Origin of the sequence: Paraglaciecola sp., from assembly GCF_051252315.1 — a bacterium.
GTDB lineage: Bacteria > Pseudomonadota > Gammaproteobacteria > Enterobacterales > Alteromonadaceae > Paraglaciecola.
Window position 1 is genome coordinate 1 of the sequence record NZ_JBPOFP010000120.1, and the last position, 12,813, is coordinate 12,813.

The window sequence follows — 12,813 nt, forward strand, 5'->3', positions numbered from 1 at the left end:
TCCTCATTTTGTAACTCTGCACGTAAAACAACGTGACCTTTTTCGGTAAATTTGACGGCATTAGATAAAAGATTAAGTAAAATTTGATTAATACGTACTGGATCACCAATGATTGAATCTGGAATATTCGGTGAGATATCGAAGAGTAATTCTATATGTTTGTCTTCAGCCACTCGTCCCAGCATCATGGTTAGGTTATCAATAAGTTTAGCGTGTTCGAAAGGTACTTTTTCAATGTGTAAGTGACCGGATTCAATTTTAGAGAAGTCTAAAATATCGTTTATTATGGTTAATAAAGATTTAGCTGAAAAATCCACTTTTTCTAAATACTGTCTTTGCTGTTCTGTTAAATTAGATTTTAAAGATAATTCAACCAGCCCAATTATTCCGGTCATTGGAGTTCTTATTTCATGAGACATATTAGCTAAAAACTGACTTTTTACATTGGCAGCATGAGCAAGCTCTTTTGAGGTGGTTTTTAATACAACTTGTTGTTTTTTTAATACAACCAATAGCAATAATAATATCGATATGACACAGCCACTGAACCCCACCAATTCATTCCTTTTTAGCTCCGCTTGTCGTGCATATTGTTCATCGATTGCTTCAATTGTTTTAGCCACAACGGGTAATACAATCAGTGATTGCCTTTGCATGGCTGAAGTTTGGTAATTATCTAAAATAAAATTGGTGTGTAAGGTAAATAGGGTCCAATCGTTTTTATTGAGGTTAGCATTGTTGGCGTTATTGGTTTGTGCTAACAAGGTTGAAATTTCATTTCGCAATTTATCTTGAGGTGTAATGGTAAATTTAAATATTAGTTGTTTTAACTCAGTTACCTTGTCTTTAGCGACATTATCACTGTGTACTTTATCGGAACTAATAAGGCGTAGTGAGGTTTTTGTCATAGAGACAAGTTGGATATATAAAGAAGAAAGGTCTAAGTAACTTTTAACAAGTTGGGCATGTTCGGTACCTTGGTCCATGTTGGATAGCGTCATTTCTATCTGTGATTCGAGTTGCGCAATGTCGTCATAATGCAGATGGTCACTAAAATTGACGTTTAATAATTGAATTTGAAACTGGGGTAATAGGTTTTCCAACTTAGACAGTTGTTCTCGAGTATTGTGTAACTTACCGTCTAGATATTGGGTATAACTCAATAGAGTTGAACAAGTCAGTAAAGTTAAAAGGCAAAAGGTTTCGGGTAAGTACTTTAATAACTTCATGCTTAAAGTATCTCCACTAGTTCACCACTAAAAGCGTGAAGTAAAGCGACGATATCTGCAAGCTCAGAAGGAGAAAGTTCTCGACCTAGTTGCGAGCGAGCCATGATAGTCACCGCTTCTTCTAATGTTGCGATTGAGCCATCATGAAAATAGGGACCTGTTTGGGTAATGTTGCGTAAGGATGGAACTTTAAATACATTCTTATCGTAATCATCACCAGTAATATCGTAGCGACCTAAGTCTGTTAACAGATTTTTGGGGATGTCGCTAATTCGACCAAACTTTTGAAATAAATTACCACCTATATTTATCCCCTGATGACAAGTTGTACAACCATAATCCATAAATAACTCTAAACCACGAACTTGTTGTTGTGATAGGGCTGTTTTGTCTCCTAATATATATTTGTCTATGGGGGCATTGGGGGTAATCAGAGTTTCTTCAAATGCAGTAATGGCGCGAATGATATTTTCAGCCGTGATCTCCTTATTGTTCATTTGTTTAAAAGCACCCGAAAAATAACTGTCTTGGCTTAATTTATTCACAATTGAATTCCAATCGGTTCCCATTTCGACGGGATTATGTATTGGGCCTGATACTTGTTCTGCTAACGTGGCAGCCCTTCCATCCCAGAACTGTTTAAAATTAAAAACACTATTGAGTACGGTAGGAGAGTTTCGACTTCCTTTAAGGCTGTTAACGCCAGTAGATACTGGAAAACCATCTTCGCCGCCGAAATTGGGCATGTGGCAAGAGGCACAGGAAATCGTATTGTCTTTGGATAATAAAGGGCTATTAAATAATGCTTTACCAAGTAACACTAGTTCTTTGTTTACACTTTTTAGTGTGGGGATCGGCTGGATAGGGTGCTCAATTTCTGTAAAGTCATAGACTGTTTCTTGGACAGGATTTTGGTCCTCAGCGTGGCTTTGAGTAAGCAAAATAAACATTGGAAAGCAAAGACAAATAAGAGTTGCTGAAATGAGTACTAGATAATATTGCTTTCCCATTTAATTCTATAATCCATCTATTTGATAACGTTTAAAAAAGTATAGCTAATTATCAAATTTTAGGTGTATTTTTCTAGTAGTTCTTTAGTTCAAGACAGGGAATAAAAAGTAGCGAGATTGAAAAGTTATTTAAGGGGGATTTTGTTTGTGGTGTGGAGCGTATTAAGTCAGGATAGAAAGCTATACATCCATCAAACCTTTAATGAATGTATAGCCAATATTTTGATTAGACATTAAATCTAAAGTGAATTACATCTCCGTCTTTCACTATGTAATCTTTGCCTTCCAGGCGCCATTTACCGGCATCCTTAGCACCTTGTTCACCATTGAATTCAATGAAGTGATCGTAGCCAATAATTTCAGCTCGAATAAATCCTTTTTCAAAGTCAGTGTGAATAATCCCTGCTGTTTGTGGAGCAGTAGAGCCTTCAGGAAACGTCCAAGCTCTTACTTCTTGAACACCTGCTGTGAAGTAAGTTTGCAGAGTTAATAATTCGTAACCACTGCGAATAACACGATTTAGGCCTGGTTCTTCTAGTCCCATATCGGCCATAAACTCTGCTTTTTCTTCTTCGTCCAGTTCACCAATTTCAGCTTCGATTTCAGCACAAACGGCTACAACAACAGCACCTTCTGAGGCTGCAATCTCTCGCACTTTGTCTAGGTATGGATTATTTTCAAAGCCGTCATCGTTAACATTGGCAATATACATAGTGGGCTTGAGCGTTAAAAAGTTCATATAACTGATAACTTTTAACTCTTCTTTATCAAGCTCAATAGAGCGTAATAATTGACCTTCATCTAAATGCGGCTTAATTTTTTCTAATACTTTTAGCTCTGCTTTTGCATCTGCATCGCCACCTTTGGCTCGTTTTGCAACGCGGTTTAACGCTTTTTCTGTTGTATCTAAATCAGATAATGCTAATTCTGTATTAATGATTTCAATATCATCTTCAGGACTGACCTTGCCCGCAACATGAACTATGTTTTCATTATCAAAGCAGCGTACAACGTGTCCAATAGCGTCTGTTTCTCGGATATTAGCTAGAAACTTATTACCTAAGCCTTCACCCTTGGAAGCGCCTGCTACTAAGCCTGCAATGTCCACAAATTCCATCGTAGTGGGAATGGTGCGTTTAGGCTGAACGATGGCGGCTAATTTATCCAAACGCAAATCTGGAACCGGGACGACACCTGTGTTTGGTTCAATTGTACAAAATGGAAAGTTCGCTGCTTCTATGCCTGCCTTGGTTAATGCATTAAAAAGAGTCGATTTACCTACATTTGGTAGGCCAACAATGCCGCATTTAAAACCCATTTTGTATTTCCTCTTAATATTTGATCTATCGATTGGTACAAGTCATTTTACTACCAATCAATTTAAAATTTATTGTGTTACGTTAAATTTAACGTTCGATGTAAGTTTTTGGTTTGTCTTATTCAGCTTTAAATGAATGCAATCGATTCATAGCTGTTTTTAAATCTTGTTTAATTAACATCTCGGTACAGCGAATAGCTTCATCTATCGCTTCTTCAATTTGTTGCTGTTCTTTTTGTGGTGCTTTACCCAACACATGACCTGTTACTCGGCTTTTGTCTCCAGGGTGGCCAATGCCTACGCGGAGTCTTAAAAAGTCTTTTTGATTACTCATTCGACTGACGATATCTCGAATGCCATTTTGACTAGAGCTTCCACCTTTTTTGAATTTTGCGACACCAGGTGGCAAATCAAGCTCGTCAAATGCGACTAATATATTGGCTAACGGAATACGATAAAACTTAGCCAAAGCTGCAACCGCTTGACCACTTTTATTCATAAAGGTAGTGGGGATGAGTAATCGGATATCCTGTCCGGCAATTGAAATTCTGCCAGTGTATCCAAAAAATTTGTTTTCGAGCTTTAATGTGCAGTTATAGGTTTTAGCTAGAGACTCTACTAGCCACCATCCTGCATTATGACGTGTATGCTGATATTCGGGGCCTGGATTACCCAGGCCCACGATTAACTGAATACTGTTATCAGATTCAGTCAAGGCAACTTATTCCGCAGGTGCTTCTTCTTCAGCTGCATCGCCTTCATCTTCGTCTTCAACTTTAGGACCTTTAGCTACTTTAACAGTAACAACGGCTAAATCGTGAGACTCACCTTTGTTAAGCTCTAGTAAAGATACGCCTTTAGGTAATACTAAATCTGTAAGGTGAAGTGTTTGACCTAGTTCAACATCAGTTAAATCTACTTCGATGAACTCTGGAAGATCACCTGGTAAACAACTAATTTCAACATCAACCATGTGATGTTCTGCATGGCCACCTTGGGTCTTGATTGATTCTGCTTTATCTTCATTGATGAAGTGTAAAGGAACGTGAGTATGAAGTGCTTTATTAGCATCAACACGTAAGAAATCAAGGTGCATTACTAGTGGTTTAAAAGCATGACGTTGCATGTCTTTAACCAAAACTTCAACTTGCTCTTTTCCAATGTTTAAGGTTAAAACATGAGAGTAAAAAGCTTCAAAAGCTTGCGCTTGAAAAACTTTGTTATGAGAAAGTGTTAAAGAAACAGCTTCTTTATCTGCTCCGTATAAGACTGCAGGTACTTTACCAGCGTGACGTAGGCGGCGGCTCGCACCTTTCCCTAAATCAGTACGGACTTCTGCGTCTAGAGTGAAAATTCCATCAGACATTGATATAACTCCAAAAATAAGTAAATGAGTGTGAATTTTTGCGACCAAAATTCACGTAAATATTGTTAAACTATTGAATTAATCAAACAATTTAACTAACCCTATAAAAAAGGGCGGCGAATATTAACACTAGCCTAGGCTTGACACAATCTTTGCGCATAAAAAAGGCGACATAAATGTCGCCTTTTTTGCAAATATTGGATTAATCTAATATTCGAACATTGCCGAGATAGATTCTTCGTTGCTTACACGTCTAATCGCCTCAGCTAACATGTTAGATAATGTTAACTGTTTAACTTTAGGAATCGCTCTTATTTCTGGATCTAATGGGATACTGTCTGTGATGATAATTTCATCAATAACAGAGTCACGTAAGTTTTGTGCAGCGTTGCCAGAAAATATAGCATGAGTTGCATAGGCGTAGACATTTTTAGCGCCATGGGCTTTTAATGCTTCTGCTGCTTTGGCTAAGGTGCCACCAGTATCGATCATGTCATCAACAATAATACAATCGCGATCTTGAACATCACCAATAATATGCATTACTTGTGCAACATTCGCTTTAGGGCGACGTTTGTCTATGATGGCTAAATCAGTGTCATTCATCAGCTTAGCAAGCGCTCTTGCTCGAACTACACCACCAATATCAGGAGAAACCACAACCGGATTTTCAAAATTACGTTGACGCATATCGTCTAACAAAATAGGTGTTCCAAAGGCATTATCTACTGGTACATCGAAGAAGCCTTGAATCTGTTCTGCGTGCAAATCTATAGTTAATACACGGTCAACACCTACATTTGACAAGAAGTCAGCAACAACTTTTGCTGTAATGGGAACCCTAGCTGAACGAACTCGTCTATCTTGACGAGCATATCCAAAATATGGAATTACGGCGGTAATACGGCCAGCTGATGCACGACGGAAGGCATCGATCATTACGATCAATTCCATTAAGTTGTCGTTAGTGGGGGCACAAGTGGATTGAATGATAAAAACATCTGATCCACGAACATTTTCGTGAACTTCTACACTGATTTCACCATCACTAAATCTACCAACACTCATGTGTCCGAGTTTAGTATAAAGTCTATCAGCGACTTTTTGGGCTAGTTCAGGTACTGCATTTCCAGCGAAAAGTTTCATATCCGGCACGATTAAAATCCTCGGTGCTTAAATTTAGTTACATAAATAAAAATGGCTATAGTCATTAGAATGAACCTACGCATAACGTCGGGATCAAGCAATGACTCACAACTTAACATTTCTTATTAAAATTGGCTGGGGTAGCAGGACTTGAACCTACGAATGGCGGGATCAAAACCCGCTGCCTTACCACTTGGCTATACCCCAATTAAACTTTTATACCCGTATTATACGTAGATTACATCTTACGATTGCAGATGTGTATATAAAGGTGAAATATTCAGCCCCTTAGCTACAAAGTTTATACTGCCCTTAGGCAATAAAGCTTGAATATTTAACGCCTCTTGATGTTGCTTGAACATCGCAAATACACATGCGCCGGTACCGGTCATTCTAGACGGCGCGTATTCTAACAACCACTGTAATGTGTTTGCAACATCAGGATAGAGTTTACAGACTAATTCTTGGCAATCATTATGTGTATTGTCGAACTTGTAGTCACTAAACTCTATTTTAGCTGTATTTCTAGGCAGATCAGCTTGACCAAATATGTCTGCTGTGGAAACGTGGCAATTTGGAAACACCACAAGATAGTAACTTTCGCTTAACTCAACGGGTTTTAATAATTCTCCCACACCTTCTGCGAAGGCGGTTTTTCCTTGGACAAATATCGGTACATCTGCGCCTAAGCTCAATCCAAGTTTAGCTAATTGATCTTGAGGTAGATTGATGTCCCAAAGTTTGTTTAATGCTACTAATGTTGTTGCTGCATTTGACGAACCACCGCCAATTCCGCCACCCATTGGCAACCGCTTTTTTAAATGAATATGGCAGCCTAGCTTGTTGACTAGAGCTGAAGGACTTTGGGACTGTAATAGTTTAGCCGCTTTAACGATTAAGTTATCTTCGTCAGGTACCCCATCAATTGGGGTTGCCAGGGTAATTCGGCCACTTTTATTAATTTCAAACGCGAGTTCGTCACCAAAGTCGAGTAATTGAAAAAGGCTCTGTAATTGATGATAGCCATTTTCATATCTGCCATTAATATGTAGAAATAAATTAAGTTTGGCTGGGCTTGGCCACCACGTTAATTGAGGCTTTGTGTCATTTATGACCATGAGTTAACCCTAATGAGTAATTGGTTGTTGGTACTGCGGTTATTAAAGGTTATTTTGTGGGGTAACCACATTCCATTGATCAATTTGTAGTTGTCGTAGTTGATTAGCCAGTCTTCACATTGGTCACAATTGGGTTGAATCTGCGTCACCCAACCTTGTTCTGCAGTTATAAACTGTGCATTTGGGGTGATTTGTCCTTTAATCCAAATAGGAAAGTGTTCAACAGGTATTTGCCATCCGGTCATTCGCCAAATCAAAAAGCTAGCGTTAGTGTCTTGATAAACTTCGTCATCGGCCTGCAATGTAACCTGTTCTTTATCACCATACATTTTGAGTAACGAAGTACCAATAACAGTCGTAAGGTTTAATTTAAATTCGCTTTGTTTTTGTTGCCAGCTGAAACTTGCACTTTGTTTTTTGGTTGGGCTTTTGAATCCTAATCTGCCTTTAATTTGCCAATGATTGAATTGGGTTAACATTTTTTGATGTTCAACTGCGTTTAAATTCACCTGTTGAATCGGCTTCTGAGCACAGCCAAATAAAAATATTGTTAAGCTAAAGGCCAAAAGTTTTGAGCAAAATGGCACTAAAAGATAAAGTGTAGATTGGGATTTTTTCAACGTTAGGTTCTGAAATGTCAATATTTAGGGATACAATATGAACATAAAAATGACTTCTCTTTCAATAGTTTTACCTTTTGCGTACAATGCCGCAAAAATTTTGTAGTAAATTAATTATCATCTCATGACCCTAATTGCGTTTGGCATCAACCACAAAACCGCTTCGATAGAATTGCGGGAGAAAATTGCGTTTTCTCCGGACGCAATTGTTGACGCGCTTGCAATGTTAGGACAAAGAACGGGTGCCAAAGAATCGGTCATTGTTTCTACGTGTAACCGTACCGAGATATATGCACAAGTTGAGCAGAGTCAAGTTGATAGTATTGCAACTTGGTTAGCTGAGTTTCATGGCGTAGATAGTCGTGAAATACAAAACAACAGCTATTTACATATTCAGCAACAAGCTATTCATCACATTATGCGTGTTGCCTGTGGCCTAGATTCATTAATGTTAGGCGAGCCGCAAATACTAGGGCAAGTCAAACAGGCTTTTACCGACGCAAAAAATTCTGGCGTTATTCAAAGTGATTTTGAACGGTTGTTTCAGCACACATTCTCTGTCGCTAAACGAGTGCGCAATGAAACAGAAATTGGTGCAAATGCAGTGTCTGTTGCTTATGCCTCAGTACAACTCGCTAAACATATATTTTCTTCTTTAGATAAAAGCCGAGTACTACTGATTGGGGCTGGTGATACTATTGAACTTGTGGCTAAACACTTATCTGAGCAAGGTGTGAAATCACTTACTGTGGCTAATCGCACATTAGCTCGTGCCCAAGCCATAGCAGAACCATTGGGTGGTTCGGTGTTAACCTTGGCGCAAATACCTAGCCATTTAAAAGACGCAGATATTGTTATTAGCTCTACTGCTAGTCAATTACCCATCATAGGTAAAGGTTTGGTTCAAAGTGCGTTAAAAGAACGCAAACATAAACCTATGTTTTTGGTGGATTTAGCCGTACCAAGAGATGTGGAAGCCGAAGTGGCTGAATTAGACGACGCCTATTTATATACGGTTGATGATTTGCAACAAATCGTCGAAAAAAACCTAGCGTCACGTCAAGACGCTGCTGTGTTGGCTAATGAGATGGTCGAACAGCAAGTTGAGTTATTTTTACAGTGGCAACAAAGCCAATCATCAATTGATGTGTTAAAAAGTTTTAGAGAGCAAAGTGAATCTCAAAAAGATATGCTGGTGAACCGAGCCGTGAATCAACTTGCAGATGGAAAACATGCCGAACAAGTGTTAATTGAATTGGCAAATAAACTAACCAACAGTTTGATTCATGCGCCTACCAAAGCGTTAAAAAAAGCGGCGAGTGAACAAGATGCTCAAAGCCTATCTATTTTAAAAGATGCATTAGGATTAAAAAATCAGGATAATTAGTTAATAAACGGGATTTTCTAATCCTAATGCATTCCATCATTTTTAGTTAAAGACATTAATGTCAGTCTATACAGGAATATAATGAAAAAATCTGTTCAACATAAATTGGAAACTCTGGTTGAGCGCTTTGAAGAAGTGCAAGCTTTACTAGGTGAAGCCGAAGTTATTGCTGATCAAGACCGCTATCGAGGATTGACCAAAGAGTATTCGCAATTAGAGAGTGTGGTGAAGTGTTTTCGCGAATACCAAGTTGCTCAAGAAGACCTTGAATCAGCCCAAGAGATGATGCAAGAAGACGATGCTGAAATGCGTGAAATGGCGCAAGAAGAGTTTAAAGCCGCCAAACAAAGTATCGAAACTTTAGAACAAGAGTTACAAGTTTTATTGTTACCTAAAGATCCTAATGACGACAGTAACTGTTTTGTTGAAATACGTGCTGGAGCCGGTGGTGATGAAGCCGCTATTTTTGCCGGTGATATATTCCGTATGTACAGCCGATATGCGGAAAAACAAGGTTGGAAAGTAGAAGTAGTAACCTTAAATGAAGGTGAACACGGTGGATATAAAGAAGTCATTGCCAATATTTTAGGCACTGGCGCATACGGTATTATGAAATTTGAGTCAGGTGGACACAGAGTGCAACGAGTACCTGAAACTGAATCTCAGGGTAGGGTACATACCTCGGCTTGTACGGTTGTAGTCATGCCAGAAGTACAAGAATCTGAAGCGATAGAAATAAACAAAGCTGATCTAAAAATAGACACCTTTAGGGCATCTGGTGCGGGTGGTCAGCACGTTAACAAAACTGATTCAGCCATTCGTATTACTCATGTTCCTACAGGTGTTGTAGTAGAATGCCAAGATCAGCGTTCACAACATAAAAATAGAGCCCAGGCCATGGCTATTCTGCAATCTAGGTTAACTCAGCTTGAAGAAGAAAAACGTCAAGAAGAAGAAACATCTACTCGCAGAAATTTAGTTGCCAGTGGCGATCGATCAGAGCGTATCCGTACTTATAATTTCCCACAAGGTCGAGTCACTGACCACAGAATTAACTTAACGCTCTATCGTTTGGATGACGTCATCGCTGGTGAGTTAGGTGCGGTGCTAGAGCCCATTAGACAAGAGCATCAAGCTGATTTGTTAGCGTCTTTGTCTGACGATTAATACATGTATACCTTTCAAAATCTTGAGCGATAGTTAATTGACTATTGCTCAAGCTATTCAATGGGCTAAACAGCAGTTAACCGCGCACAACGTAAGTGACGACGGTATGACTAACTCAGTGGTTATCGACAGTAGAGTTCTGTTATGCGCATGCTTAGATTGTGAGTTGACTTACTTACATACCTGGCCTGAAAAAGCGTTAACCCCAGGACAAAAGGCACGTTTTGAAGATTTTATAAGTCAACGAGTCGTCGGTCATCCTGTCGCCTATATTATTGGGTATCGAGACTTTTGGTCGTTACGCTTGAACGTTTCTCCTGCCACTTTGATCCCAAGATCCGAAACCGAACTTTTAGTTGAACTTGCTCTAGAATTAGCCTTGCCCGAAAGTAGCCGAGTTTTAGATTTGGGCACTGGCACCGGGGCTATTGCTTTATCACTCGCTAGCGAAAACCCAAATTGGCATGTTTTAGGTGTTGATAAAAGTCATGCTGCTGTCGAATTAGCAAAAGAAAACGCTAAACTTAATGGGTTAGAGCAGGTAAAGTTTTCTCAAAGTGATTGGTTTTCTGCAATCGATGGACAGAAATACGATTTAATCGTCACAAACCCACCCTATGTCGAATCTTCAAGTCCATTTCTACATCGAGGAGATGTTCGATTTGAGCCTGCTAGTGCACTAACTTCTGGTCTGGAAGGAATGGATGACATTCAAGTCATTGCGCAACAAGCAAAAAATCACATGTCACCAAATGCATGGCTAGTAATTGAGCATGGATACCAACAAGCCCAGATCGTCAAAGATGTGTTAAACTTTAATGGTTATTCTAGCGTAATTAATAAGCTAGATCTTAATCATATGCCACGAGTAACTTTGGCTCAAAAATCGTAAATTTTTTGTTAATTATTAGCGAATTAACTTGTTGTTCGAGTCACTAAGTTATATTTTATATTGGTTAGAGTTGTAAGAGCTACCAAAGCTAATTTTCTTAAAATGGGAACGTATATGTCTGATGAGATTTTGTTTGCTGAAGATGATGGTGAGGAAGAGGTTATCAATCATGGCAAATGGAAAGTTCTGATTGTTGACGATGAACCAGAAGTTCATGCGGTTACTAAACTTGCCTTGAGTGATTTTGTTTTTCAAGACCGCAACTTAGAGTTCGTTAGCGCCTATAATGGTGAAGAAGCTAGGCAAATGTTTCGTGAGCACGATGATATTGCTGTTGTATTACTCGATGTAGTGATGGAAACAGACGATGCAGGCTTAAAAGTTGCCGAATTTATCAGAAATGAAGCCCATAACCATTTTACTCGAATAATATTGCGTACAGGGCAACCAGGACAGGCTCCTGAAAGAGACGTGATCATCAATTATGATATTAATGATTATAAATCTAAAACTGAACTCACGGCTCAAAAATTATTTACCGTAGTGATTTCAGCCCTTCGTTCCTATCGCGATATAAACTCAATAGAAGAAAGCCGTAAAGGTTTAGAAAAAATAATCGCTGCATCTGCAGACTTGTTTAGTATTCTTTCGCTGGAAAACTTTATTGAAGGCATTGTCCAACAATTAGCTTCATTATTGGGTGGTACCAAGGGAGCTGCCTATTTAACTTCAGCAGTGGCCGGCCCTAAACCTTTGGAACAATATAACCCTGATGAACTTTATGTGTTTACAGGCAAAGGATCGTACGAATGTAGGGCAGGCGAAAAATTAGAGCAAGTATTAAGTGGTGCTGAATTAATTTCATGTAGAAAGGCTTATAAAAATCAGTGTTTAGTATATGAAGATGAATATTTAGTGGCCTACTGCGGCAGTAAGAGTAATAAAGGTTCCTTGTTATATTTATCTGGATTACCAAGACGTTTGAACGACACAGATAAAAGATTAGTTGAGATTTTTTCACAAAATGTACAAATAGCATTCGATAACGTTTTGCTAACTAAAGACATTGAAGATACACAAAGAGAAGTAATTGAACGCATTGGTAAAGCAATGGAGTATCACTTTGACCATTTTTATTTTGTTTATTACGTATTGAATCGTAAACGTCAGCTAAGCTGGTGATACGACAAAATATATGAATATTTTCTCCCGACTTGCCTCTAGGGTAACCATTACCATTCCAATACTCCAGATGATCTCTGGCGATTAACGCGGCTGTTTTTATTAATGGACGATTAGAGTCTTTTAACAAGTTATAACCAAATTCAGCATGATTTTTTAAGGTGTCTAACTCTTTATCATCCAATTCACTATCTTTTTCCAAAATGCCATCTGGTACTTTGACTTTTCCAATATCATGTAGTGGCACAGCTAAACACAATGTATTTAGTTCGGCAGAAGATAACCCCGCTTCTCGTCCTAATACATCGCAAATTTTCACCATACGTTGGATATGTTTACCTTCACCAAAGTGATACTCCATTGCTTTACCAATGCGTT

Annotated in this window: 12 protein-coding genes, 1 tRNA gene and 1 pseudogene; 4 read left to right on the plus strand and 10 right to left on the minus strand. The window is 38.7% G+C overall.

Annotated elements, in window-relative coordinates:
- The 9 genes from ACSHXM_RS17970 to lolB all read right to left on the minus strand — a co-directional run.
- The coding region (locus tag ACSHXM_RS17970) for a histidine kinase dimerization/phospho-acceptor domain-containing protein (protein ID WP_435691058.1) at window positions 1-1,229 on the minus strand (1,229 nt) is incomplete at its 3' end.
- 2 nt (window positions 1,230-1,231) lie between these two features.
- Window positions 1,232-2,239, minus strand: coding sequence for a cytochrome-c peroxidase (locus ACSHXM_RS17975; protein ID WP_435691060.1), 1,008 nt, complete (start codon window positions 2,237-2,239; stop codon window positions 1,232-1,234).
- Window positions 2,240-2,465: 226 nt separating this feature from the next.
- The gene (ychF, locus tag ACSHXM_RS17980) at window positions 2,466-3,557 is read right to left on the minus strand and encodes a redox-regulated ATPase YchF (protein WP_435691063.1); all 1,092 of its coding nucleotides are present in this window, start codon (window positions 3,555-3,557) and stop codon (window positions 2,466-2,468) included.
- 118 nt (window positions 3,558-3,675) lie between these two features.
- Window positions 3,676-4,272 (minus strand): aminoacyl-tRNA hydrolase, encoded by a 597-nt coding sequence (pth, locus tag ACSHXM_RS17985; protein ID WP_435691065.1) that lies wholly within the window; start codon window positions 4,270-4,272, stop codon window positions 3,676-3,678.
- Between the two features lie 6 nt (window positions 4,273-4,278).
- Window positions 4,279-4,923 (minus strand): 50S ribosomal protein L25/general stress protein Ctc, encoded by a 645-nt coding sequence (locus tag ACSHXM_RS17990; RefSeq protein ID WP_435691067.1) that lies wholly within the window; start codon window positions 4,921-4,923, stop codon window positions 4,279-4,281.
- Between the two features lie 207 nt (window positions 4,924-5,130).
- Window positions 5,131-6,078, minus strand: coding sequence for a ribose-phosphate pyrophosphokinase (locus ACSHXM_RS17995; RefSeq protein ID WP_435691069.1), 948 nt, complete (start codon window positions 6,076-6,078; stop codon window positions 5,131-5,133).
- A gap of 123 nt (window positions 6,079-6,201) precedes the next feature.
- Window positions 6,202-6,276: transfer RNA gene (locus ACSHXM_RS18000), tRNA-Gln, on the minus strand.
- Between the two features lie 38 nt (window positions 6,277-6,314).
- Window positions 6,315-7,187: a 4-(cytidine 5'-diphospho)-2-C-methyl-D-erythritol kinase gene (gene ispE / locus ACSHXM_RS18005; protein ID WP_435691071.1), complete on the minus strand. Its 873-nt coding sequence runs from the start codon at window positions 7,185-7,187 to the stop codon at window positions 6,315-6,317.
- Window positions 7,178-7,696 carry a lipoprotein insertase outer membrane protein LolB gene (gene lolB, locus ACSHXM_RS18010; protein ID WP_435691073.1) on the minus strand — a complete coding sequence of 173 codons (519 nt, stop codon included), beginning with the start codon at window positions 7,694-7,696 and terminating at the stop codon, window positions 7,178-7,180. The genes ispE and lolB overlap by 10 nt, the downstream gene beginning before the upstream one ends.
- 235 nt (window positions 7,697-7,931) lie before the next feature.
- Between lolB and hemA the strand changes: the two genes are divergently transcribed.
- The 4 genes and pseudogenes from hemA to ACSHXM_RS18030 all read left to right on the plus strand — a co-directional run.
- Window positions 7,932-9,194: a glutamyl-tRNA reductase gene (hemA, locus tag ACSHXM_RS18015; RefSeq protein WP_435691075.1), complete on the plus strand. Its 1,263-nt coding sequence runs from the start codon at window positions 7,932-7,934 to the stop codon at window positions 9,192-9,194.
- A gap of 81 nt (window positions 9,195-9,275) precedes the next feature.
- A complete protein-coding gene (gene prfA, locus ACSHXM_RS18020) occupies window positions 9,276-10,361 on the plus strand; it encodes a peptide chain release factor 1 (protein WP_435691077.1) in 1,086 nt (361 codons plus the stop codon).
- Window positions 10,362-10,398: 37 nt separating this feature from the next.
- Entirely contained in the window at window positions 10,399-11,253 is an 855-nt protein-coding gene (gene prmC / locus ACSHXM_RS18025; RefSeq protein WP_435691079.1) for a peptide chain release factor N(5)-glutamine methyltransferase, read from the plus strand.
- Window positions 11,254-11,367: 114 nt separating this feature from the next.
- A pseudogene (locus tag ACSHXM_RS18030) lies at window positions 11,368-12,372 on the plus strand (DUF3369 domain-containing protein); the annotation flags it as partial.
- Here ACSHXM_RS18030 and ACSHXM_RS18035 read toward each other — a convergent pair.
- Window positions 12,311-12,813 (minus strand): HD-GYP domain-containing protein (locus tag ACSHXM_RS18035; RefSeq protein ID WP_435691081.1); only part of this gene is annotated, 503 nt, incomplete at its 5' end. The pseudogene ACSHXM_RS18030 and the gene ACSHXM_RS18035 overlap by 62 nt on opposite strands.